Source organism: Bradyrhizobium sp. USDA 3315, from assembly GCF_054056795.1.
This window is the reverse complement of sequence record NZ_JBSRYP010000001.1, coordinates 4079740-4103516: the sequence shown is the minus strand read 5'-3', so window position 1 is coordinate 4103516 and position 23777 is coordinate 4079740. Positions and strand designations below refer to the sequence as shown.

The 23777-nt window shown below is 64.7% G+C and carries 22 protein-coding genes, 1 tRNA gene and 1 pseudogene; 15 read left to right on the top strand and 9 right to left on the bottom strand.

Going from position 1 to position 23777, the window contains the following annotated elements:
• Positions 1-105: 105 nt before the first annotated feature.
• Positions 106-180: transfer RNA gene (locus ACVIYL_RS18870), tRNA-Val, on the top strand.
• A gap of 137 nt (positions 181-317) precedes the next feature.
• On the opposite strand, the gene ACVIYL_RS18865 is transcribed toward ACVIYL_RS18870, so the two are convergent.
• Positions 318-623: a hypothetical protein gene (locus tag ACVIYL_RS18865; protein WP_456779437.1), complete on the bottom strand. Its 306-nt coding sequence runs from the start codon at positions 621-623 to the stop codon at positions 318-320.
• Positions 624-801: 178 nt separating this feature from the next.
• On the opposite strand from ACVIYL_RS18865, the gene ACVIYL_RS18860 reads away from it, so the two are divergent.
• The gene (locus tag ACVIYL_RS18860) at positions 802-1173 is read left to right on the top strand and encodes a DUF4118 domain-containing protein (protein WP_456779436.1); all 372 of its coding nucleotides are present in this window, start codon (positions 802-804) and stop codon (positions 1171-1173) included.
• Positions 1174-1240: 67 nt separating this feature from the next.
• Here the strand turns inward: ACVIYL_RS18860 and ACVIYL_RS18855 are convergent, their stop codons facing one another.
• Positions 1241-1381, bottom strand: a complete 141-nt coding sequence (locus ACVIYL_RS18855; protein ID WP_016843686.1) for a hypothetical protein — start codon at positions 1379-1381, stop codon at positions 1241-1243.
• A 180-nt stretch (positions 1382-1561) separates the two neighbouring features.
• Here ACVIYL_RS18855 and ACVIYL_RS18850 point away from each other — a divergent pair, with 180 nt between their 5' ends.
• Positions 1562-1807, top strand: a complete 246-nt coding sequence (locus ACVIYL_RS18850; RefSeq protein WP_456779435.1) for a hypothetical protein — start codon at positions 1562-1564, stop codon at positions 1805-1807.
• Positions 1808-2215: 408 nt separating this feature from the next.
• Here ACVIYL_RS18850 and ACVIYL_RS18845 read toward each other — a convergent pair whose 3' ends face one another.
• Positions 2216-2752, bottom strand: a complete 537-nt coding sequence (locus tag ACVIYL_RS18845) for a hypothetical protein (protein WP_168858521.1) — start codon at positions 2750-2752, stop codon at positions 2216-2218.
• A 50-nt stretch (positions 2753-2802) separates the two neighbouring features.
• The gene (locus ACVIYL_RS18840; protein WP_456779434.1) at positions 2803-4350 is read right to left on the bottom strand and encodes an acetolactate synthase large subunit; all 1548 of its coding nucleotides are present in this window, start codon (positions 4348-4350) and stop codon (positions 2803-2805) included.
• Between the two features lie 388 nt (positions 4351-4738).
• Here ACVIYL_RS18840 and ACVIYL_RS18835 point away from each other — a divergent pair, with 388 nt between their 5' ends.
• The 5 genes from ACVIYL_RS18835 (at position 4739) to ACVIYL_RS18815 (ending at position 10373) form a co-directional block, all read left to right on the top strand.
• Complete coding sequence (locus ACVIYL_RS18835; RefSeq protein WP_310880174.1) at positions 4739-5314, top strand: L,D-transpeptidase; 576 nt, start codon at positions 4739-4741, stop codon at positions 5312-5314.
• A 107-nt stretch (positions 5315-5421) separates the two neighbouring features.
• Positions 5422-6222, top strand: coding sequence for a DUF2927 domain-containing protein (locus ACVIYL_RS18830; protein WP_456779433.1), 801 nt, complete (start codon positions 5422-5424; stop codon positions 6220-6222).
• 231 nt (positions 6223-6453) lie between these two features.
• Positions 6454-7803, top strand: a complete 1350-nt coding sequence (locus tag ACVIYL_RS18825; protein ID WP_253605578.1) for an IS701 family transposase — start codon at positions 6454-6456, stop codon at positions 7801-7803.
• 455 nt (positions 7804-8258) lie between these two features.
• Positions 8259-9290: a MerR family transcriptional regulator gene (locus ACVIYL_RS18820; protein ID WP_256558659.1), complete on the top strand. Its 1032-nt coding sequence runs from the start codon at positions 8259-8261 to the stop codon at positions 9288-9290.
• Positions 9291-9377: 87 nt separating this feature from the next.
• Positions 9378-10373 (top strand): LysR family transcriptional regulator, encoded by a 996-nt coding sequence (locus tag ACVIYL_RS18815; RefSeq protein ID WP_456779432.1) that lies wholly within the window; start codon positions 9378-9380, stop codon positions 10371-10373.
• A 152-nt stretch (positions 10374-10525) separates the two neighbouring features.
• On the opposite strand, the gene ACVIYL_RS18810 is transcribed toward ACVIYL_RS18815, so the two are convergent.
• Complete coding sequence (locus tag ACVIYL_RS18810) at positions 10526-10738, bottom strand: hypothetical protein (RefSeq protein WP_253607294.1); 213 nt, start codon at positions 10736-10738, stop codon at positions 10526-10528.
• 451 nt (positions 10739-11189) lie between these two features.
• Here ACVIYL_RS18810 and ACVIYL_RS18805 point away from each other — a divergent pair, with 451 nt between their 5' ends.
• Positions 11190-12338 carry an ABC transporter substrate-binding protein gene (locus tag ACVIYL_RS18805; protein WP_253607293.1) on the top strand — a complete coding sequence of 383 codons (1149 nt, stop codon included), beginning with the start codon at positions 11190-11192 and terminating at the stop codon, positions 12336-12338.
• Between the two features lie 25 nt (positions 12339-12363).
• On the opposite strand, the gene ACVIYL_RS18800 is transcribed toward ACVIYL_RS18805, so the two are convergent.
• Both ACVIYL_RS18800 and ACVIYL_RS18795 read right to left on the bottom strand, forming a co-directional pair.
• The gene (locus ACVIYL_RS18800; protein ID WP_456779431.1) at positions 12364-13485 is read right to left on the bottom strand and encodes a M48 family metallopeptidase; all 1122 of its coding nucleotides are present in this window, start codon (positions 13483-13485) and stop codon (positions 12364-12366) included.
• A gap of 4 nt (positions 13486-13489) precedes the next feature.
• A pseudogene (locus ACVIYL_RS18795) lies at positions 13490-14641 on the bottom strand (DUF898 family protein).
• Positions 14642-14907: 266 nt separating this feature from the next.
• On the opposite strand from ACVIYL_RS18795, the gene ACVIYL_RS18790 reads away from it, so the two are divergent.
• The 4 genes from ACVIYL_RS18790 (at position 14908) to ACVIYL_RS18775 (ending at position 20043) form a co-directional block, all read left to right on the top strand.
• Positions 14908-15282, top strand: coding sequence for a hypothetical protein (locus tag ACVIYL_RS18790; protein WP_456779430.1), 375 nt, complete (start codon positions 14908-14910; stop codon positions 15280-15282).
• Between the two features lie 243 nt (positions 15283-15525).
• Positions 15526-16797 carry a cytochrome P450 gene (locus ACVIYL_RS18785; RefSeq protein WP_456779429.1) on the top strand — a complete coding sequence of 424 codons (1272 nt, stop codon included), beginning with the start codon at positions 15526-15528 and terminating at the stop codon, positions 16795-16797.
• Positions 16798-16827: 30 nt separating this feature from the next.
• The gene (locus ACVIYL_RS18780) at positions 16828-18102 is read left to right on the top strand and encodes a cytochrome P450 (RefSeq protein ID WP_092090081.1); all 1275 of its coding nucleotides are present in this window, start codon (positions 16828-16830) and stop codon (positions 18100-18102) included.
• Positions 18103-18201: 99 nt separating this feature from the next.
• Positions 18202-20043, top strand: coding sequence for a methyltransferase domain-containing protein (locus ACVIYL_RS18775; RefSeq protein ID WP_456779428.1), 1842 nt, complete (start codon positions 18202-18204; stop codon positions 20041-20043).
• Positions 20044-20282: 239 nt separating this feature from the next.
• On the opposite strand, the gene ACVIYL_RS18770 is transcribed toward ACVIYL_RS18775, so the two are convergent.
• Positions 20283-20792: a MarR family winged helix-turn-helix transcriptional regulator gene (locus ACVIYL_RS18770; RefSeq protein ID WP_456779427.1), complete on the bottom strand. Its 510-nt coding sequence runs from the start codon at positions 20790-20792 to the stop codon at positions 20283-20285.
• 106 nt (positions 20793-20898) lie between these two features.
• Between ACVIYL_RS18770 and ACVIYL_RS18765 the strand changes: the two genes are divergently transcribed.
• Both ACVIYL_RS18765 and ACVIYL_RS18760 read left to right on the top strand, forming a co-directional pair.
• Positions 20899-21798: an alpha/beta fold hydrolase gene (locus tag ACVIYL_RS18765; protein WP_456779426.1), complete on the top strand. Its 900-nt coding sequence runs from the start codon at positions 20899-20901 to the stop codon at positions 21796-21798.
• A 68-nt stretch (positions 21799-21866) separates the two neighbouring features.
• The gene (locus tag ACVIYL_RS18760; RefSeq protein WP_456779425.1) at positions 21867-22670 is read left to right on the top strand and encodes an isocitrate lyase/PEP mutase family protein; all 804 of its coding nucleotides are present in this window, start codon (positions 21867-21869) and stop codon (positions 22668-22670) included.
• A gap of 79 nt (positions 22671-22749) precedes the next feature.
• Here the strand turns inward: ACVIYL_RS18760 and ACVIYL_RS18755 are convergent, their stop codons facing one another.
• Positions 22750-23703 carry an ABC transporter substrate-binding protein gene (locus tag ACVIYL_RS18755; RefSeq protein WP_456779424.1) on the bottom strand — a complete coding sequence of 318 codons (954 nt, stop codon included), beginning with the start codon at positions 23701-23703 and terminating at the stop codon, positions 22750-22752.
• Positions 23704-23777 lie beyond the last annotated feature (74 nt).

The following is a 23777-nucleotide window of genomic DNA, read 5'->3' as shown; positions in this document are numbered from 1 at the left end:
GCAGGGTTTGGCTTGACACCCCTACCCGGCACTTCGTAAATCGCACGCTCTGACGAAGCGCCCATTTTCGACCGGCCGGCAGCGGCCTTTGGCACGTCACATCCCGGACGCATAGCTCAGCGGGAGAGCGTTCCCTTCACACGGGAGAGGTCCAAGGTTCGATCCCTTGTGCGTCCACCATCCTGCCTCCTGAACTCTGCCAGGTGCGAACGATTGTCGACATTCTGCTGTCCTCCGGGACCGCCTCACAAAAATGTCGAAAACAACCCCATGCAAAGTAGCCGACGCGTTAGCGGCGGCGACCCGGCCTTTCCAGCTCACTGCCGGCGACGGTGCGGGGCGAGTGACGGGTTGGCGTTGCGCCGGCTGAGTTCGCCGAGCAGGTCGCGAACGGCGCCGTCGAGTTCGTCGGGTGGCGGGATGGCGTGACCGGCGCCCTGCGTGCCGGTCCGCCGATACCAGCCGGAGGCGGAGCTGTCGTCATTCGCGGCGCGAACCTGCGGCGCACGAACGTGAGCGCGCGGGGCGGATCGCCGCCGCCGGCGCGAGATCAGCTCGCGTGCGCCGTACCCCGAGATGAAACCGATCCCGGCGACGATAGCGACAATCAGAAGCTCGAGCATCGTGTTGCCCCCAATCACCGTGCCGCAATGCAATATGCGCGACAATGCGGCGGCGGCTTGACCGGGCCGGTTCCTTTTCACTGTATCGAGCACAACCCTGCCCCTCGGAATCGTACGGGGTTTTGTTTGCAGGCCTCCTCGGCTACCTTCCCGGAACTCGCGGGGGCCGGGAGTCTGGATGCGCAAGGGCAACGACTACATTTTGAAGCTGCGGCCTTGGTCGTTGTCGACATTCGTCGTCGCCCTGCTTGCGGTGGTGCTGGCCACCGCGACGCAGGAGATGTTCGCGAGCTTCGGCATGCAGTTCTATTTCGCGGGCTTCGTGCCGGCGATCCTGATCGCCGGCCTGATGGGCGGCGCACCCGCCGGCGCCTTTGCCACGATCATCACGGTTCCGATCGTCTGGTGGGCGTTCATGCCGCCCTATTTCGAGTTTTCCTGGCCGACGCCCGGCGACTACGACAGCCTGGCGATGTTCCTGCTGTCGAGCGCGCTCTTGGTCTGCTTCTCGCAGCTCTATCGGGAAGCGCTGGCAATTCTGCGGAAGTAGCGGACGGCGCAGGCCGCAACCGGCAGCCGGCGGTGCCGAGCCGGTTGCCCGCGCGGATCGTTCGCCCTCAGATCCCGAACATCCAGATCGCGACGATGGTGGCCAATGTCGCCACGCCGCTGATGGTCCAGCCCACCGCGTAGAAGCTGTCCTCGGGGGCGGTGTCGAGCACCGTATTGGTGGTTTCCGTCATTGACCGCCAGCGCATGGCGTCTCTCCTCGGAACTCCTGCCCGGCCAGATAACGCGGCGCCCGGTTCCCGGTTCCGCAGGCTTCGCGGCGGCCATGCCGTTCACGCACAGCTCACGGACTGCTGATCGGCGCCGCGGAACCCTGCGACATTCTGTCCCGTTGAGGATCGCCGGAAACCAACTTGGGAGAATATTCGATGCGAACACTGATCCTCGCCGCCACCGCCCTTGCCTTCGTCTCGTCCACCGCGCTCGCGCAGGACAAGGCAGGCGGCAGCCCGGCCCCCGCCGCGCAAAGCGGCGACACCGCGACCAAGGGCGAGGCGGCCAAGGCGCCGAAGAAAGCGAAGAAGACCGCCAAGAAATCGAGCGCCAAGACTGGTGCCAAGACCGATGCCAAGACCGGTGCCGCCACGACCGGCAGCGATGCCACCAAGCAATAAGCAGAAACAATCGCTCGGTGATCCACCTGGCGATCGCGGACTTGGCGATCACGGAAAAGGCCGCCCGAAGGCGGCCTTTTTACTGTGTCGGTGCCGATGCTGCCTCGGCCCGTCGCGTCGCAATCGAGTGCGCCGACCACCTCGGGCAGCGGAAAGTTGGGGCAGTGGAAGTTAGAATAGTGCAGGCTGGACCAGCGAGCGTTGGACCAGCGAATTCAGGTGCGGGAGGGGGAGCGAAAGAGTTGCGGAGCTGATAATCCGCACCGCCATCGGATCGTTCTGAAAATTGACCACCAGCTCCAGGAATTGCTCCACCTCCCGCACCTTCTGTTGTGCCGCGCGTGCAGGGGCGACGCATGATCCAAACGGGCTATCACTGCAAACGCGAGGAAAGATTCACCGATAGACTTAATGCGGAGCGCCATCGTCGCGCCTGTTCGCGAGCCCGCTCTCGCGTAGCCGCTCGGCAAACCAGAGCGAAGTCGCGCTATCGATGGCTCCGCCGGCATAGACCTCGGTAAAGCTCACCCCGCTTTGTCCGACGATCACCAGCACGCCCATCGCATAGGCAAACCAGACATTCGGATCGGTCAGCGCCTGCAGCTTGCGCTGATCGTGCTCGATCGGCTGGTGATTGCTGTCCTTGCGCAGTTCGATGGCCAGGAGATTGTTCGGGATGTCGCGCTGATGCACGACGATATCGGGATAGATCGACTTGCCGAGATGGTCGTCGGTCGAGCTCCCCGAGCCGCGCGGCAGCCGCAGCGTGCGCTCGCCGAGCCGGTCGTAGTTGCAATCGACCTGCCAGCCGGAAAATTGCCGCTCGACATAGACCGCCAGCCGGTGAGTGAGCGTTCGCTCGCCAAGATCGCGCTCCAGCAGGAACATCTCCTGCGCATAGAATTCCTCCACGGCGGCGATCACCTTGTTCAGCTCGGTCTGCATCGACGCCTCCGACTGGACTGGGCCGCCGCCGCGGCCTTTCAGCTACGCCCCTACATCTGCACTTCGATCAGCCGCGGTCCCGGTTCGGCGACGGCTTCCGCGAGCGCCTTGTTGAACTCGTCGGCCGTCGTCACCGCCCTGCCCGGTACCCCCATGCCCCTGGCGAGCGCGACGAAGTCGAGCGTCGGCCGGTCGATCTTCAGCATGTCCTGAGCCCGCTTGCCCGGCTCGCCGGCGCCGACGCCGTCGAACTCGCCGCGCAGGATCTGATAGATGCGGTTGGCGAACACAATGGTCACGACGTTGAGCCCTTCGCGCGCCTGGGTCCACAGCGACTGGATCGTGTACATCGCGCTGCCGTCGCCGACCATGCAGATCACCTTGCGGTCCGGACAGGCGACCGCCGCGCCGGTTGCCACCGGCGTCGAGAAGCCGATCGAGCCGCCCATGTTCTGCAGCCAGTCATGCGGCGCGGCCGCCGCCGTCGGCGGGAAGAAGCCGCGGCCCGTGGTGACGGATTCATCGACCATGATGGCGTGCTCGGGGATCGCGCACGCAATCGCCTGCGCGATCGTGGCGTGGTCGAGCGCACCGGTCGGCTTGACCAGTTCCTGCAATTGCTGCGGCTTGACGTCCTGCGCGGTCGCATGCAGCGCGCCCGCGAGCGCCTCGAGCGCCGCGACCGAATTCTCGCCCCAGGCGGTCATGCGATGCACCTCGCAGCCTTCCGCCTTCAGCATGCTCGGCTTGTTCGGATAGGCGAAGAAAGCCACGGGATCGTTGGCCTCGACCAGCACGATGTGACGGAATTTCTTCAGGATCGGCAACGCCTGCTCGATCACATAGGGAATGCGGTTGATCGAGAAGCGGCCGCGGCCGCGCGCCATGCGCGGGTGATAGGTCTGGCCCATCACCGTGCAGCCGGTCTTGCCGGCGATGCGCTCGGCGAGCGCCAGCCCGTGCTCGGTCAGCGCGCTGCCGGTGACGAGCAGCAGCGTATGCGCGGCATCGCCGTGCAGGATCTTCGCCGCGGTGTCGACCGCCTGCGGCGAATAGCTCGGGCGCTGCGTGTCCACGGGCACCTCGGCGATGCCGTCGGCTTCGTTCCAGGCGGTGTCGGCCGGCAGGATCAGGGTTGCGATCTGCGGCGGCGCGCTCCTGGCGGCGGTGATCGCGGCCGCGCCGTCGGCCGCAACCGACTTGGCATCCGGCGAGGTGCGCACCCAGGACGACATCGGCCGCGCCAAGCCCTCAATGTCTGACGTCAGCGGCGCATTGTAGCCGATGTGGTAGGTGGCATGCTGACCGACGATGTTGACGATCCCGGAATGCGCCTTCTTGGCGTTGTGCAGATTGGCAAGGCCGTTGGCGAGGCCGGGCCCGAGATGCAGCAGCGTCGAGGCCGGCGTTCCCTTCATGCGGAAATAACCGTCGGCCGCACCGGTCACCACGCCTTCGAACAGACCGAGCACGCAGCGCATGCCCGGGACCTTGTCCAGCGCCGCGACGAAATGCATCTCCGAGGTGCCGGGATTGGTAAAGCAGACATCCACGCCGCCTGCGACCAATGTCCGCACCAGACTTTCCGCACCATTCATGCTCTCGCTCCCGTTTCGAGATGTTCTTGAGGTCGCTCAGAGCATGATCCGATCCGATTGAATCGGATCATGCTCGTATCCTTTTGTTTGGTCGCATTTTCTTCACGCGAACCGGTGCCCACTTCGCTTGAAAACGCTCCAGCTTTTGTTTGGTCGCGTTTTCTTGACGCGAACCGGTACCCACTTCGCTCGAAAACGCTCCAGATCAACCATTCTTCAGCCGCTTCGTCAAAGGCTTGGCCGGACAATGCAGGTATCGCTTCCGATCTGTTGCCTTTTTAAACCGTGTTGTTCGAAAATGCCTGAGGTCACGGCTTCGTCGCTTGCGAAACGCCGGCAATTGTGGCCTCTCTGACTACATATTTGATTGTTCGCGAGGACGACGACCATGCGCCCGATTGCCTTGATGTTTGCCGCGCTCACGATCCTGGCAGGTGCCGGCCAGGCCAACGCCCAGTTCTTCGACTCCCGCGGCTATCAGTCCGAAGCCCCGAGCTTCTTCGGCGGCGGCGGCGCAAGCCCGATCCCGCGCACCACCGTCAACTACCCGACCAACTACGCCCCCGGCACCGTCGTGGTGAACACCGCCGAGCGCCGGCTCTATCTGGTGCTGGCGAACGGCCAGGCGCTGCGCTACGGCATCGGCGTCGGCCGCGACGGCTTCCGCTGGAGCGGTGTCCACCGCATCTCCGCAAAGAAGGAATGGCCGTCGTGGACGCCGCCGTCGCAGATGCTGCGCCGCCGCCCCGACCTGCCGCGCCACATGAACGGCGGCATCGAGAACCCGCTCGGCGCGCGCGCGATGTATCTCGGCTCGACGCTCTACCGCATCCACGGCTCGAACGAGCCGGAGACGATCGGCCAGGCCGTCTCGTCGGGCTGCTTCCGCATGACCAACGACGACGTCACCGATCTCTATGGTCGGGTCTCGGTCGGCACCACCGTGGTGGTGAAGAACAACTGATCGCGTCGATTTCAACGGAACCAGGCGCCGCCATTCGGCAAGATCGCTGATCCCGCCGCCTTGATCCCTCCTTGCGCTGCCGCAAGCCTTGCGGCAGCGTTGTCACAATGCCCCAGCACCGTCCTTCGATCCTCGTCCTTCTCGCCGCAACGCTCGCCGCTTGCCTCGCTGATGCCGCGCTGCCCGCGGCCGCCACCGAGGTACCGGCGATCGCCGCGCGCCAGCGCAACGAGAAGAAGGTCTTCACCGACGCCGAGATCGTCGAGGGCTTTCTGAAAACCGCGTTCGGCGCCGAATATCATCTCGCCGGGCGGGTCGACCGCATCCGCAAGTACGACAGTCCGGTGCGCGTGTTCGCCGACGGCAGCCGCGCCGACCGCAAGGCCCAGCTCGCCAGGGTCGTCGCCGACATCCGCAGCAAGGTGCAGCATCTCGACATCGCGATGGCCGAGAACAACGAAGCGGCCAATGTCGTGGTCAAGCTGGTGCGCGACCGCGAGCTGTACCGCACGATCGCGACCTTCTACGGCCAGGAGCGCGCCAGGGAGATCCGCTCCTCGCTCGACCCGCAATGCCTGTCCGGCTTCCGCAAGAACGAGAACTACGAGATCGAGCATTCCGACGTGATCCTCACCGTCGACAACGGCGATTTCGTCTTCCTTGACTGCGCCTATGAGGAGCTGTTGCAGTCGCTCGGCCCGATCAACGACACTGCCACCGTGCCCTGGACCATGTTCAACGACAACGTCTCGATGGGCTATTTCGACGTCTACGACCAATATCTGCTCAACCTGCTCTACGACCCCCGCATCAAGCCCGGCATGACCGTGCAGGAGGTCAAGGCCGTGCTGCCCGCCGTCCTCGCCGACGTCCGCGCCTGGGTGGCGAAGGTGAACCATCTGGAGTGAGGGTGGGCGATGAGCGCAGGCGCTCGCGACACATACCGCCGTCGTCCCGGCGCAGGCCGGGACCCATACTCCGCGGCAGATGTTGTTGACGGGACTCGTCGTTCCAGCGGTGCATAACAATCAACATTTGTGGTTATGGGTCCCTGCTCCCGTGCGCAACTGCGCACTAGCACTACTTTGGCAGATTGTTGATTTTGCCGCGTTTTATAGGATTCCCGAATCAATTTTTCAATGATTCATGGGTGGTCGGCTCTGGGAGGGCTGACCATGCCCGGATGGGAAGACGAACTCGAACGCTGGCTGATGCCGTTCTTGGACCGGCTGGGTCATAAGACCCGGCAGCGGATGTGTCCTCTGTATGTTGCGGGATTGATCGGTCCGGGCGATCGCAAGAGCGTTCAGCCGATGGCGGAACGCCTTGCCACGAGCAACTACGACCAGTTGCACCATTTCATTGCGGACGGTGTCTGGGACGCGACGCCGCTGGAGACAGAGCTGCTCAACCAGGCGGACCGACTTGTCGGCGGCAGGGATGCGGTGCTGGTTATTGATGACACCTCACTTCCCAAGAAGGGTGAGCGCTCGGTCGGTGTTGCGGCTCAATACGCGTCGGCTCTCGGTAAAACGGCAAATTGCCAAACGCTGGTGTCTTTGACGCTTGCTCGCGGCGAAGTGCCCGTGATGGTCGCGTTACGTCTCTTTCTGCCTGACAGTTGGACAAGCGACATATCTCGTTTGAAGCGCGCTCGCGTGCCAGTCGAACATCGAACGGCACGGTCCAAGCCCGAGATTGCTCTAGCCGAGATTGACCGCGCGATGGCAGCCAACGTGCGCTTTGGATGTGTGCTGGCGGATGCAGGATACGGCCTCAGCGCACCGTTTCGACAAGGGCTAACAGAGCGCGGGCTGACCTGGGCTGTCGGCATCCCTCGGCACCAGAAAGTGTATCCGGTCGATGTGAAGCTCATTTGGCCGATTACCAAAGTCCGCGGAAAACCACGAAAGCACCACGTGCCCGATATCTTATCGATTGCCGCAGAACAAATGCTCGCCAGCGCCAAATGGAAAACCGTGAGTTGGCGTAGCGGGACGAAAGGTCGGCTGAAAGCCCAATTTGCTGCTCTCCGTGTCCGGACCGCCGACGGCCCTCCGCAGCGGATATGGGATAAAGGTCAGCAGCATCTGCCAGGCGACGAAGCCTGGCTCATTGGCGAGCAACGTGCGTCCGGGGAGAAGAAATACTATCTGGCCAACCTTCCGGCGGCGACGGATCTGCGCACGCTGGCCGCCACCATCAAGGCACGGTGGATTTGTGAGCAGGCGCATCAGCAGTTGAAGGAGGAACTTGGACTTGATCACTTCGAAGGGCGATCATGGCAAGGTCTTCATCGCCACGCCTTGATGACAATGATTGCCTACGCCTTCCTGCAACATCGTCGCCTCGCATACGCGGGGCGGAAAAAAAAGAATCAACGGGCCTCCGCCTCAGCCAACCATGCCAGCCGTACGTCACGCCATCGTCGATCTCATCCTTCGGCCGCCGTCTCAGCAGTGCCCATATTGCCGAAAGCAGATCCGTGAAAAACAGCGGCGAAAACACAATCTGCCAAAGTAGTGCTAGGCAGGGACGACACTGAATTTGTTGCGCGACTTGTGAATCATGCATTCGCGTTCTTGCGACATGAGCGTGCGATCTCCCCAATCGTCGTCCTGGCGAAAGCCAGGACCCATAACCACCGCATTTGATTGTGAACGGGATCGCGGCTCCAGCGTTGGGCAACGATTGAGATTTGGGGTAATGGGTCCTGGTCCCCGTGCGCAAATGCGCACTAAGCCAGGACGACGATGAGGATGGTCCTCGATTCCACCGTCAAACAGCTGGTTCGGCGTCATCACCCGCGCGCATGCGGGTGATCCTGACCGGCGTGCTCAGCTCACTGCTCACACCCAGGACACGGAATCACCGTCCTCCCCGCTTGACCTTGCCCCTGCGGCCGCCTCCATAGAGGCGCGGTCAGACGACGCGAGGTGATTCGATGAATGCTGCTGCCGCCCGTTTCCTCAGCCCGTCCGAAGCTGCAAGACAGCTCGGCATCTCCGCGAAAGCGTTGCGCCTGTACGAGGAGCGCGGCCTGATCGCGCCCGGCCGCACGCCGGCGGGATGGCGCGCCTATGGTCCGGCCGAGATGGCGCGCGGCGCCGAGATCGTCGAGCTGCGCGCGCTCGGCCTCAGCATCGGTGAAGTCGCGCGCATCCTGAACGGCGACGCCGTCATCCTTGGCCGCGTGCTGGCCGCGCACGAGGCCATGCTCGAAGCGCGCATCCGCCAATGCGGCGACAGCATCGCCAAACTGCGCCGCCTGCGCGCCGACCTTGGCGGCGGCAGGATGCCCGCGACCGGTGACATCATCGGTGCGGTCCGGACGCGGCCGGCGATCGGCGTCGCGTTCGATCTGCCGTGGCCGTGGGGCGGCGAGCGCTTCGAGCTGCGCGACATCAAACGGCTGAACTACATCGTCGGCCCGCTCGGCAGCGGCAAGACGCGCCTTGCGCAACGGCTCGCCGAAGCCGTGCCCGGCGCCAGCTTCGTCGGGCTGGACCGCGCGGCCGACGGCGGCGCGGCCGTGCGGGCGCGCCTCGATGCCGATCCGGCGCACGACGCCAGGGTCGCGGCGAGCCTTGCCACCCTGCTGGCCGACGGCGCCGTGGACTCGCCGGCGCTGACCGCCCTGCTCGCGGCGCTCGAGGCCGGCGACGACGCGATCCTCGTGATCGACATGCTCGAGCAAGGGCTCGATGCGGCGAGCCAGGAAGCCGTCATCGCGCATCTGCGCCGCCGCGGACCCGAGGCCCGGCCGCTGTTCTTCCTCACTCGCTCCAACGCGATCCTGGATCTCGACGCGGTCGGCGACGATGAAGCGATCATCCTGTGCCCCGCCAATCACAGCCGGCCGATCTGCGTTACGCCCGTCCCGGGCGCGGCGGGCTATGAAGCGGTCGCGACCTGCCTTGCTTCGCCCGAGGTCCGCGCGCGCACCGAAGGCACGATCGCGTGGCGGCCGTCCTGACTTCTCGCATTGGTTGTATTATAATCGTATGACAATGCACGACGCAGGTCGGATGCGCGCAAAAAAAGTGTGCTATAAGCACGTGCGATGATCGAGCTTCCCCGTACCCAGGCCTTGCGTTGCTTCATCACGGTTGCCCGTGAGGGCACGGTATCGCGCGCAGCGGCGATGCTGAAACTGACCCAGCCCGCGGTCAGCCTGCAGCTGAAGGCACTCGAGGAAAGCACCGGGCTGCAGCTGTTCAACCGCACACCTGCCGGATTCACCCTGACCGAGGCCGGCGCCGCGCTGCTGCCGCTGGCGCACCGGGCGGTCGCGGCCGCCTCCGATTTCAAGGCGATGGCGGACTCGCTGAACGAAGCACAGCGCGGCACGCTGCGCGTCGGCACCATCCTCGACCCCGAATTCACCCGGCTCGGACCGTTCGTGCGCAGCCTTGCGATGTCCTCTCAGCGCACCGAAGTCTTCCTGCGCCATGGCGTGAGCGACGACGTGCTGGCGCAGATCGGCCGCGGCGAACTCGACGTCGGCTACTATGTCGACGCCACGCCTCAGGACCAGCTCGTCCATCACAGCTTCACCGAACGGACCATCGTCGACGGCCGCTACCAGCTGGCCCCGCTGCTTTGCTACGACTACCGGGTGATCGCACCGATCGCCTGGCGCGACCGAGTGATGGGCAAGGGCTGGGCCGAGCTTGCCGAACTGCCCTGGCTCGCGACACCGGCGCACTCCGGCCACCGGCGGCTGCTCGACGACATCTTCCGCCCGCTCGGCGCATTGCCGAAGCGGATCGGCTACACCGACCAGGAAGAGGCGATGATCGACTTCGTCGAATCCGGCCTCTGCCTCAGCCTCGCACGCGACAACGTGCTGGCGCCGCGGATGGCGCGGCCGCATCAGTTCGTGGTCGCCGACAAGGTGAAGCTGACCTGCGATCTCTCCTTCGCCAGCCTCGCCGCCCGCCGCCAGGAGCCGGTGATCGCGCACGCCTTCGCAAGCGTGCGCGCGGTGTGGAATATCAAGCCGCCGATCGCCGGCGCCGGTCCGACGCGGACACGGAAAGTCGCGAAGAACGTGTAAGCGGGCTTCTGTTCCCTACTTCAACGCAAGGGTGCTGCAGTACGCGGCGACTTCACCGCTTCCCCAACCGTTATTCAGTCCGATTTCCGTGCACTGATTGTAGCTCTTGAAGGGCACGCCGGCGGATCGGCAGATCGTCGTGAGGCGATGACCTAGGCCGCGACGACCAGCGGTCTCGTGATGTCCGCCATCGTGGGCACCAGTGACGGCGCTTCACAGTCCTGCAGAGCGAGCTCGTTGACCAGCTCGCGCAGCCTTGGCGGCAGATCGGCGTAATCGCCACGCAGGGCGTGGCGCAGCCGTTCGCCAATCTCTTCGCAGATGGCGCGCGCGTGCTCGGACGCAATCGGATGAGGCTCAATCATGGACGTGGACCGCTGGCGATGACTGCGCGCCGTCCCACTGCACTTCCGCAACCACGGATCCCGCATGTGCACATGCGATCAAGACGAGGATCCGAACAATGCTGAACATGGTTCGTACTCCCTTTTCCTGTCCTTCAATAACAGCAGGACGTTGCCGCCCGATTAGGGAAACTGGTTCTCACGGCCTTTAAGTGATTGGTAAACGCGAGGTTGAGGACGGGCGGAGCCCGTTCAAGAGCTCCGGACGATGTCGGCCTCGCCATCCGCGTTCCCCGTTCCGGCACCCCGGCCGATCAGGGCAGGACTCAAGGGCGCACGGCCCTGCCCAGCGCCGCGCAGTGTCCCCAATCAGGGGGACAGACGGATCGGGCGGAATCAATATGATGCGCGAGCGGACGGCGGTCGGCTATCATCGGCCGCAGATAAAAAGAACCTGCTGGGAGGATTTGCAATGAAGCTGGCCATGGCCGGACTGTTGACATTTGCGAGCGCGATCCTGATTGCGCCGGGCGCGCGTGCCGACATCAAGGTCGGCGTCGTGGTGTCCGGATCCGGACCGGGCTCGGCGCTCGGCCAGCCGCAGATGCGCACCATCGCCGCGCTGCCGAAGGAGATCGGCGGCGAGAAGGTGACCTATATCGCGCTCGACGACGAGTCCGATCCGACCAAGGGCACGCAGAATGCGCGGCGCCTCGTGATCCAGGACGGCGTCGATATCCTGATCGGCTCCTCGCTCACCCCGGTGACCATGCCGATGCTCGACGTCGCCGTGGAGAGCAAGACGCCGATCATCTCGCTCGCGGCGGCGACCGCGATCGTGCAGCCGATGGACGACCGCCGCCGCTGGGCGTTCAAGGTGGTGCCCAATGACGACCTGATGGCGGCGGCGATCCTGAAATACATCGCCAAGTCCGGCATCAAGACGCTCGGCTATATCGGCGTCTCCGACGGCTATGGCGAAGGCTACTACAAGGAGGTGTCGCGGCTCGCCCCTCAGCTCGGCCTTACCGTGACGACGCATGAGGTCTATGCGCGCGCCGACACCAGCGCGATGGGCCAGGCGCTGAAGGTGATCGCGACCAATCCGGAAGCGGTGTTCATCGCCTCCGCCGGCACGCCGGCCGTGCTGCCGCAGGAGGCGCTGCGCAGCCGTGGCTATGCCGGCAAGATCTTCCAGACCCACGGCGTGGCCTCGGAAGAGTTCATCAAGCTCGGCGGCGCCAATGTCGAGGGCGCGATCTTCACCGGCGAAGCCTTCACCATCGCCGACGATCTGCCGGCGAACGATCCGTTCCGCCAAGTGCGCGACGAGTTCGTGTCGTCCTACGAGAAGGCCAACGGCTCGAGGCCGAACATCTTCGGCGCGCATCTGTGGGACGCCGTCACGCTGTTCAAGCGGGCGGCCGCGAATGCGCTCAAGACCGCAAAGCCCGGCACGGCGGAATTCCGCGCCGCGCTGCGCGACGAGCTCGAGCGCGGCAAGGACGTCTACCTGAACAACGGCCTCTCGACCATGAGCCCGACCGATCACAACGGCTATGACGAGCGTTCGGCGTTCCTGATCAAGGTCGAAGGCGGCAAGTTCAGGCTGGTGAAGTAGCGAGAGAGCGTCGGCGGCTGCGCCGTCACACCTTGCCGGCGCCGCTGCAGATGCCCTTCAGCGCCTGCCATTCGGCTGGTGACAGCAGCGGCGGACCGTCGGGCCGGCTGGCGGCATCGGCCTTGTCCATGCGCGCGAGGCGGTCCTCGGTCAAGGGATGGCTGGAGACGAGCGAGAGCCCCTTGCCGCCCTCCTTGCCGGTGACGCGGAACATCAGTTCGCCCATCGGCTTGGCCGGACGGCCGAGCTTGTGCATGGTCTCGATCGCGAAGCTGTCGGCGTTGTTCTCGGCGTCGCGCGAATAGGACGACGTCACCAGCGAGCGCGAGGCGAAGATCAGCGCGCCGGAGCCGGTGACGTCACCGAACAACAGCCCGATCAGGAACGAGGTGCCGCCGTTGTGGATCAATTCGCGCATGCTGTCGCGGTGCCGGAGGTGGCCGAGCTCATGCGCCAGCACGCCGGCGATCTCGTCGGGGTTCTCGGCTTTCTCCAGCAGCCCGTCGAACAGATAGACCTTGCCGCCCGGCAGCGCGAAGGCGTTCGGCACCGACGTCGCCAGCACGCCCGACTGCACCGACGTATCGAAGCCTGCGGACTGCCGCAACTTGCCGACCAGCTTTGCGAAGGCCGCCTGGCCGGCCGGATTGCTGCAGGGCTTGCCGTCGAACAGCACCTTGACCTGCGCCTCCGCGACATCGCCGATGCGGCGCTCGAACGAGTCGGGCACCAGCGGCGTGAGCCGCTCGGCGGCGAGCGGCACGCCGAACAGCACCACCAGCACGATCGACACCGCGGCCGCGAGCGACCAGCCGACGATCGCGGCGACGCCCCTGCGGTTCGGCAAATCCGCCTCGAGCGTGTCGCAGCGCGCGACCAGCGCGGCGATCAGCCCGGCGTCGCGGATGTCGAGCCGCGCCAGAGGCGGTGCGGTCAGGCAGCTCAGCCGCAACAGGCCGGACGGGCTGTCGGCGCGGCGGATGTCGTGAAACACCCAGCGCGCGAGCAGTGCGCCGTCTTCGCGGATCTCCAGTGCGTCGGACAGTCTGAGCGCGACGATGCGCCGCCGGTTCGACAAGCCGTCGAAGAAGACGCCGCCCGGTGCAGGCGGCGCCGCGGAATTGGTCTGACCGGAATCGGATTCCATGTAGCTAGAAGCCCCCGACGTCGAGGCCGTCGGCAAAGCCTTCGCCGAGCGCGTTGGCGAGTTCGCCGCGCGCGGTGACGTTGGCGGCCGCCTGGATGTTGTGCACGATGGTCGAGGACAGCACCCGGACCCAGAGATCGCGCATCAGATAGACGCGCAACACCACGTTCAGCGCCAGCGCAAACGCGAGATAGCCGATGCCGAGCAGCACGATCAGCGGAATGCTCTTGGCGAACGCCTCGGTCCTGAAGAAGTCCGCGATCGAGGAGCCGTCCATGCTGGCGACCAGCAAGGTGCAGAGCGCGAGATAGGCCACGAACACCATGCCGAGCAGCACGACCCAGCCGATCACCTTCCAGTACAGGCCGATCAGCGCGCCGCGGCGGAGCGTGGATTCCAGCCTCACATCGCCGAAGCGGATTCCCGACAGCCACCAGCGCCACTCGACCGCCTTGAACGCGGCATAGGCGAACGGGGCGAAGATCGTGCTGTAGAGCGCGAACGGCATCAGGACCCAGAGCCACCAGCCCCGCGCGAAGAACTCTCAGCCGCGGCCGTCGAACGAGCCTTGAAGGTCGCCGTAATAGGAGTGCCGCATCTTGTAGCGTTCGAGCGCCGCCTCGCGCCACGGCAGCGCGAGGCCGAGCGTGATCACGACCAGCACGCCCCAGAGCGAGGCCTTGAGCGCATAGACCCAGCCCGAGCCGCTCATCCAGAAGCGGACGCCGCGCCACACGGTGCGGGTCAGGCGGTAACGCCGCGCGCGATAGATCGCGAACTGGCCAAACAAATAGAAGAAGGCGACCAGCGGCAGCGAGGCGAACGCCTTGAAATGCTCCGCCTCGATGCCGATCAGGAAGTAGCCGAGATAGATCGGCACCAGGATCGCGAGCGCGACCAGGAAGCCGATCAGGAGCTCCTTGCCGCGGCCAGTATATTCCGGCGCGTCGCCATCGATCTGGCTGTTCGACCACAGATGACGGCGGATGTCGGTGGTGAGCCAGAACCGGTAGAAGCCGACCGTGACCAGTTCGAGCCCGGCGCCGCGCGCGACCAGGCGAAAGAACTCCTTCCGGTTCCCTGAAAACGCCACCGGCATCGGCGGCGGGGCCGGTTGCGGAGGCGGCTGCGGCGGACCCAGCGGAGTCCAGCTCATGTCGTTCACGGGATGGCTCCTGGCGGGACAATCTCTGGGTATCAAAAGCACAGATTTGTCGTCGCGAGTGTGATCCAGGTTTCACACTAGGTCGAGATCGCCGGCCGATTTTTGGCGGGATGCGGTTGGCCATGCCTTAACGGCAATGCCGGAAAGCGCGCAGTCCTCGATCGACCACCGGCGTCGAACCCCCGGGCGGCAATGACATACTTAACGATCAGGCGATGGAGGCGAAGACGCCGCCGCAAAGCGAGGAAACCGCAGCGATGAACAGATGGATCCTGTCAGCATGCCTCCTGACGCTCACGGCAGCTCCGGCCGCTGCCGTCGACGTGCGGCTGGATTCCTATCGCAATCCAAAGAGTGAGAATTTCCGCATCTTCAATCACATGTACCTCGACGGCGTCAGGGGCGGCCTGATGGCGTCCAATGCCTGGCTGAAACGGCATGGCGGCCAATTGTTGTTCTGCATGCCCGACGACCTCGCACTGAGCAGCGAGCAGACCGAAGAGATCATGCTCAAGTCCGCCGACAAGCGGTCGGCGAAAGGTGAGATGGTGATCGCTCTCCTGCTGCTGTGGGGGATGCAGGACACCTACCCCTGCGAAAAGCCCGCCGGCGAGAAGACCGGCAGTCAATAAACGGCGCCCGCACCGTTCGCAGGCCGCCGCCCGACCAGATCAAAACGCCGTTTCAAACGGGCGTGGTCGCGGCCGCGGCCCCTTCCCCACCGGAAAGGCCCGGATTCGGCCGCTTTGGCCTGACATCAATGCGGCCAAATGCGCGTCGAGAGCCCTTGCGCAAACCGCGGAATGAGAATGTAATTCGGTAAAACATGCCGCGCCGGCCATGCCCCGGCAGCTCAAACGGTTGAGGAGCCGCTCATGCACGGGACCATCGATCTCGTCGACAACACGAATCTGGACGCCGCACGCGAACGCGCCAATTCGCTTGCGCTTTCGGACTACGATCCCGGCAATCCCGAGCTGTTCAAGACCGATACCTTCTGGCCGTATTTCGACCGGCTGCGCCGCGAGGATCCGGTGCACTACTGCAAGGACTCGATGTTCGGTCCGTACTGGTCGATCACCCGCTACAACGACATCATGGACATCGAGACCAATCACTCGGTGTTCTCCTCGGCTGCCTCGCTCGGCGGCATCACCATCCGCGACGTGCCGCCGGATCTGCGCCGCGAAAGCTTCATCGCGATGGACCAGCCGCGCCATTCGGCGCAGCGCAAGACCGTGGCGCCGATGTTCACGCCGACCCACCTTGACGAGCTCGCCACCAACATCCGCAAGCGCTCGACCGAGTGCCTCGACAATCTGCCGCGCGGCGAGGTGTTCGACTGGGTCGACAAGGTCTCGATCGAGCTGACGACCCAGATGCTCGCGGTGCTGTTCGACTTCCCCTGGGAAGACCGCCGCAAGCTGACGCGCTGGTCCGACGTCGCGACCACCCTGCCCGGCGCCGGCGGCCTCGTCACCACCGAAGACGAGCGGCAGGCCGAACTGATGGAATGCGCGAGCTATTTCGCAAGGCTGTGGAAGGAGCGCGCGAGCCAGCCGCCGAAGAGCGATCTGCTCTCGATGATGGCGCACAGCGACGCCACGCGGAACATGGACCCGAAGAACTTCCTCGGCAATCTGATCCTGCTGATCGTCGGCGGCAACGACACCACGCGCAACACGCTGTCCGGCAGCATCTATGCGCTGAGCAAGCATCCGGAGCAGTACCGCAAGCTGCGGGAGAACCCGGCGCTGATCGACAGCTTCGTGCCCGAGGTGATCCGCTGGCAGACGCCGCTCGCCCATATGCGGCGCACCGCGCTCGCCGACTACGAGTTCCGCGGACGCCAGATCAAGGAGGGCGACAAGGTGGTGATGTGGTACGTCTCGGGCAACCGCGACGAGGAAGCGATCGAGAAGCCCTACGAGTTCCTGATCGACCGCGCCCGGCCGCGCACCCATATCTCGTTCGGCTTCGGCATCCACCGCTGCGTCGGCCTGCGGCTTGCCGAGTTGCAGCTCAAGATCATCTGGGAGGAGATCCTCAAGCGCTTCGACACCATCGAGGTGGTGGAGGAGCCGCAGCGGGTGTATTCCAGCTTCATCAAGGGCTACGAGACGCTGCCAGTGCGCATCGCCGCCTGACGCGTCGCGAGCCAACCGGGATCAAGGAACATGAACGTCCAGACCGCCATCCGTGCCGACCGGGCCGAGCTGCTGCGCCAGGCCCGCGAGGAAGCGTATTCGACACCGCTCAAGGACTTTCATCCCGGCGCGCCAAAGCTGTTCCAGAACGACACGCTGTGGCCGTGGTTCGAGCGGCTGCGCCAGGAAGAGCCGGTGCACTACTGCACCAATGCGCCGATCGAGCCGTACTGGTCGGTGGTGAAGTACAACGACATCATGCATGTCGACACCAGCCACGGCATCTTCTCCTCGGACTCCACGCTCGGCGGCATCTCGATCCGCGACGTGCCGCCCGGCTACGACTATCCGAGCTTCATTGCGATGGACCAGCCGAGGCACGCCCATCAGCGCAAGACCGTGTCGCCGATGTTCACGCCCACGCATCTCGACGAGCTGGCAAAGCTGATCCGGCAGCGCTCGGCCAGCGTGCTCGACAATCTGCCGCGCAACGAGACCTTCAACTTCGTCGAGCGCGTCTCGATCGAATTGACCACCCAGATGCTGGCGACGCTGTTCGACTTCCCCTGGGAGGAGCGGCGCAAGCTGACGCGCTGGTCCGACGTCTCCACCGCGCTGCCGAAGAGCGGCGTCGTCAACTCGCCGGAGGAGCGGCGGCAGGAGATGGACGAGTGCTACGCCTATTTCTCGAAGCTCTGGAACGAGCGCGTCAACGCCCCGCCGCGCAACGACCTTTTGTCGATGATGGCGCATAGCGACGCCACGCGGCACATGGACCCCGACAATCTGATGGGCAACATCATCCTGCTCATCGTCGGCGGCAACGACACCACGCGCAACACCATGAGCGGCTCGGTGCTGGCGCTGCACGAGCATCCCGACCAGTTCAGGAAGCTGAAGGAGAATCCCGCACTGATCGACACCATGGTGCCGGAGGTGATCCGCTGGCAGACGCCGCTGGCGCATATGCGGCGCACCGCGCTTCAGGACACCGAGATCGGCGGCAAGACGATCAGGAAGGGCGACCGCGTCGTGATGTGGTATGTCTCCGGCAACCGCGACGACGAGGTGATCGATCGTCCGAACGAGTTCATCATCGACCGCCCGCGGCCGCGCATCCACCTGTCGTTCGGCTTCGGCATCCACCGCTGCGTCGGCATGCGGCTCGCCGAGCTGCAGCTTCGGATCGTCTGGGAAGAGATGCTGAAGCGCTTCGACCGCATCGAGGTGGTCGGTGAGCCGAAGCGGGTCTATTCCAGCTTCGTCCGCGGCATCGAGAACCTGCCGGTGCGGATCCCGGGCTGAAGCCAGATTGTCCTTGGCCACAAAGACGATCGGCCCTATGTCTTCCCGGGCGTGGTAGTTGATGCACCGCGTCTTGCAGTTCGGGCCAGTTGACGGAACATGAACCGAAAAGAGCGGCGTGCGGCCGGGAAGCAACGGGACGCGTCCAGCAAGAACGCACCTGCCTTCGGCTCTACGGGTCTCAACATTGGCGGCCTCGCCGCTGAGGCCAGCCGCTTCTACGCGAAGCGCCGCTTCAAGGAAGCGCAGGAGATCTGCCGGCAGATTCTCGCACGCGAGCCTGGCCATGTGCAGAGCCTCAATCTTCTCGGCCTGATGGCGCAGGCTGCCGGCGATCACCGGGCTGCCGCGAAGATGTTCACCAAGGCGATTGCCTCGGACGACGTCAACGCCGCCTGCCATTACAACGCCGGCAACTCCTACCAGGCGCTGGGCAATCGCAGCAAGGCGGCCGCGCATTTCAGCAAGGCGCTGGCGCTCGGCATGGACGCGAAGGCGGTCGGCTTCATCCTGCAGAGCCCGACCGTCACCAGCTATGTCGGGCGGATTGCAAGCAAGTGGCCGCTACCGGTCACAAGCGCCGAATTGTTCGGCAGCGAGGGCGTCGCCCCGCTCGCGAACGACCTGTTCCTGCGCTGCGCGATGGAAACGACGACGCTGGCGAGCATGCAGCTTGAGGTGCTGTTCGGATATGCGCGGGCCGAGCTGTTGCGGCTCGCGAGCAAGCCGGATCAGGATGACGTCGACGACGATATCGTAGCCTTTGCCTGCGCGCTCGCGCGGCAATGCTTCATCAACGAACATGTCTATGCGCAGACCGCAGCGGAAAGCGAAGGCGCGGGCGCGCTGCACGACCGGTTGCTGCAGGACCTGGCATCAGGCGCTGCGATCACGCCGCTCACGCTGGCCGTTGTCGCCGCTTACTTCCCGCTTCATAGCCTGCCCGCGGCGGACGCGCTGCTGCGCCGGGATTGGCCCGCGACCGTCGCCGGCTTGTTGCGGGTGCAGCTTCGCGAACCCCGCGAGGAGATCGAAGAGCGCACCGCCGTGGCGACGCTCACACCGATCAAGAACAGCGTGTCGGTCGACGTGATGCGCCAATACGAGGAGAATCCCTATCCGCGCTGGACCGTCAACCCGTTGACGGCCTTCGCGGCCGATCGGGCGCGGGGACGAACCGTCGCAACCGCGGACCAGCAAGCCGAACGGGATATCCTGATCGCGGGTTGCGGCACCGGCTCGCACGCGATCCAGATCGCTCAGGTCTATCCCAACGCCCGCTTGCTCGCGGTCGACATCAGCAGGACCAGCCTCGCCTATGCGCGCCGCAAGACGCGGGAATTCGGCTTGCGCAACATCGACTATGCGCAGGCGGACATCCTGGAATTGGGCTCGATCGGCCGCAGCTTCGACAGCATCGAGTCGGTCGGCGTGCTGCATCATCTTGCCGACCCCTTGGCCGGCTGGCGCGTGCTGGTCTCGCTGCTGCGGCCGGGCGGCACGATGCGCATCGGGCTCTACAGCGATCTGGCGCGCCGCGTCATCGTCCAGGCCCGCGATCGCATCGCGGCGCGCAATTATCGCGCCACCGCCGACGACATCAGACGTTGCCGGCAGGACATCTTCCGCGAAGCCGACAAATGGAAACCCCTGATCGGCGCCAAGGATTTCTACAGCATGAGCGGCTGCCGCGATCTGCTGTTCAACGTCATGGAACACCGCCTGACGATTCCGGCGATCGCGGCATTCCTGAACGAGCATGGCCTGTCGTTCGAGGGGTTCGAGCCGTTTGACGATCCGGCGGTCCTCGACCGATTCCGCAAGCAGTTTCAGGGCACGGCCGACGAGACCAATCTCGATCAGTGGCACCGCTTCGAGGTCGATCATCCCGAGACGTTCTGGGACATGTACGTGTTCATGGCGGGCAAGAGCGCGCGCTGACGGCAAGCTGCTGGAGCGTGAGGAGATGAGGTCAAATAGCGGCCGCGATGGCACCGCGCTCCCTCTCCCCGTTCTTACGGGGAGAGGGTTGGGGTGAGGGGCACTCTCCGCATAAGCGGTGATAGCTGTGTTTGCGGAAACTCCCCCTCACCCGGAACGCATCTAGCGATGCGTTCCGACCTCTCCCCGCACGCGGGGCGAGGTGAGCGGAGTTGGCCGCTCGATTCAGAGTAACCTCTCTAGCGCGCGTGCTGGCCCTTGTTGGTCGGCAACGGGCAATTGGTGCAGACGCGGTCGTCGCACATCCGGCAGATCGTGAAGCGATCCATCTCTGATGTATCCTGCCTTGCCAGCAGCTCGCGGATCAGCGTTGCGAGCTGCTTCCGCTCAGCGACCGACAGCACGTCGAGCAGCGACGTCACGGCCGAAATCCGCGACGCCAGCAGTTCGTTGCGGGACGCGGCGCCCGATGCCGTCAGGTGCAAGGCGACCTCGCGGCCGTCCTTGCCGGCCCGGCGTTCGACAAGCCGATCCGAAACCAGCCGATCGACCAGGCGGACCGTTCCGGAGTGCGACAGGCCAAGGATCCGCCTCAGCTTGTCGTTGGTCATGCCCTGACCATAGCCGATGACGATGAGCGCCGCGGGCGTTTCGCCGCCACGGCCGACGACCTCGCGCGCGCCTTGCTCGATCCGATCCATCACGGCGAGCGACAGCGCGCCCAGCAGATTAGCGATTCCGTTTTCCATGCCGGGAATAATATGTGCGCTGCGCACAAAAAACAACTTGACCAGATATGTGCGCTACGCACATATTTGCCCGGGAGCGCAACGACGACACAAATGGAGAGCAGCGATGACGACCCGAAGCACCGCCCTGGCAACTTCTGACGCCGCCGGCAGCGAACCCGCCCTGAAATACGTGCAGGCCAACGGCGTGCGGTTTGCCTATCTCGAACAGGGCAGCGGACCGCTCGTCATGTTCATGCATGGCTTTCCCGACAACGCCTGGTCGTACCGAAAGCAGCTGCAGGTGTTCGCGGATGCCGGCTATCGCGCGGTCGCGCCGTTCCTGCGCGGCTATGCGCCGACGGAGATTCCGGCCGACGGCATTTTCGATCCGATCGCGCTGGGCAAGGATCTCGAAGCGTTGATCGCGGCGCTGAGCGACGACGGACAGGCCTACGTCGTCGGCATGGATTGGGGCGGTGCGTCAACCTTCCAGGCGCTGGCCACGGCGCCGTCGGCGATCAAGGCCGCGGTGGTCATGAACACCGCGCACCCGATCACAATCCCAAGCCTCCGGAGCGACCCCGATGCCGTTCGATCGGTTTTCCATGTCTATTTCTTCACGGTGCCTGGCGCTCACTCGGCGGTCAACATCGAGGGACTTCCCTTCGTCGACTACCTTTGGAAGCTGTGGTCGCCAACCCTGCAGAACGACGAGCATCTCCGCTCGGTCAAGGAGACGCTCAGCTCTCCCGGCACCATGAAGGCGGCGCTGAAATACTACAATGGCCTGGTCGATGCGGGAGTTGCGGGCCGGCTACCGATCAACGACATGCATACACCAACGCTGACAATCTATGGCGGCAACGATCCGACGGCGCGGTATTCGATCAAGGAAGAGCCGCTCTTCAAGGGACCACATCGGCGCATCGTCCTGCCCGACGTCGGACACTTCCCGCATCTCGAGCGCGAGGCCGAGGTCACAGGTCTGATCATGGACTGGTTCACCACCCACGCCCCCAACTGAACGCCGGCGCGCGAGCAGCGGCCGCGTCAGTCGATATCTGTCAATTTCCCTGAGAAGGAGTGCGCGCAATGGACGCCACGACACAGCAGCACTACGCCGAAGCGTTTCACCGACTTCACAAGCAGGGCGATCCGCTCGTCCTGTTCAACGCCTGGGACGTCGCCACCGCCAAGGCGATCGCGAAGACTTCGCCGGCCATCGCAACTAGCAGCGGCGCGGTCGCGGCCGCACTCGGCTACGCCGACGGCGAAAATGCCCCGCTCGACATCGTGGAAGGCTTGGTCTCGCGGATGACCGCGTCGGTGCCGGTTCCGCTGTCGATCGATCTGGAGGCGGGATATGGCGACACGCCGGATGCCGCCGCGCATTCGGCGGCGAGGATCCTGAAGGCCGGCGCGATCGGCATCAACATCGAGGACGGGCTTGTCGGCGGAAAGCGGCAGCTCGTCGCTCCGGAGCAGCATGCCGCGAAGATCAGGGCGGTACGGGACGCCGCGCAGGAACTCGGCGTTCACCTCTTCATCAATGCGCGAACCGATCCGTTTCTGCTGAAGTTCGGCTCGCCCGAGCAATGCCTGAATGAGGCGGCAAGGCGCGCGGAAGCTTATGCCGATGCGGGCGCCGACGGAATTTTTGTGCCGGGGCTCACCGACCTTGCACTGATCGCGAGGCTCGTTCAGCTCACGCCGCTGCCGGTCAACATCATGGTAACGCAAGGTGTGCCCGAAATCGGGGAGCTCGCCCGCGCCGGTGTTCGCAGGGTGAGCCTTGGGCCGTGGCCGATGATGGCGGCAATGCGTGTCATCGGACAGGCGGCCGCCGCGGTCGCCACGAGCAAGCAATACGGCGCGTTTCTACAGCCCGGCAGTTGAGCACGTGAGCGCACGCGATGTCACGGTCCGGCCGGACCGTTCAGCCCGTGCCGGCCGGACTACCAGGTTCATGAACGAGTCACTCGATCACTTCGTCTGCGCCGCTGACGACTGAAGCAGAGAACTCGTGGCCAAGCAGTTTGGCGGTCTTCAGGTTGATGACGAACTCGACCTTGGTGACCAGCTGAACCGGAAGATCGGCAGGCTTCTCACCCTTCAGAACGCGGCCGGCGTAGACGCCCGCGCGTCGATGCGACTGCACGAAATCTCCGCCATAGCTCATCAAGCCTCCGGCTGTCGGGAAATCCCGGGTCTGCGTGATTGCGGGAACACGATACTTCAGTGCGAGATCGGCCAATCGCCGGCTGCGAAATGCAAAATAGGGATCGGAGGTGAAAACAAGCGCGTTTGTCGAATCTCTCTCTACGGAAGCGAATACGGCTTCGAACTCCTCCTCCTTGCTTGCCCTCGATATCTGCAGATGGACCCCTAAAGTTTCGGCAGCGGCCTGAAGCCTCTGCAGTTGCGAGCTGGCGGTTGGACTTGTCGGGTTGGTCACGACCCCCAACGTTTTCGCCGCCGGCAGAAGTTCGTGCATCAACTCGAGCCGCTTCGGCGACACGTCGACGCTCAGGCTCGAGATTCCCGTGATGTTGCCTCCCGGCCGCGACAGGCTGTCCACCACACCCAGCTGAACGGGGTCGCCGCCCATCTCGAAGACGATTGTCTTGGTGACGCCGGCAGCCTTGGCGGCGAGCGCGACGGGCGCGCCGCCGGGCGCAACCACCACATCGACGTCGCGCGCGATCAATTCGCCGGCCAGTGCAGGTAACCGGGCATATTGCCCATTGGCCCATCGATATTCGATCGCAACGTCGCGGCCCTCGACAAAGCCGGCTTCACGAAGTCCCTGGTGGAAAGCGTTCAGCCGGCTGCCAAACAACTGCGGCGATTCCGGACAAAGATAGCCGATCACAGGCATCGACGGCTTCTGCGCCCGCGAGGATGTGGTCCAGGCCGCGGCGGTGGCCATCAACAACAGGACCTCACGCCGGCTGCCGCGTCCGTGGGATGTGGCTGCACGAGAGTGAGCGCAACTCATGCTCT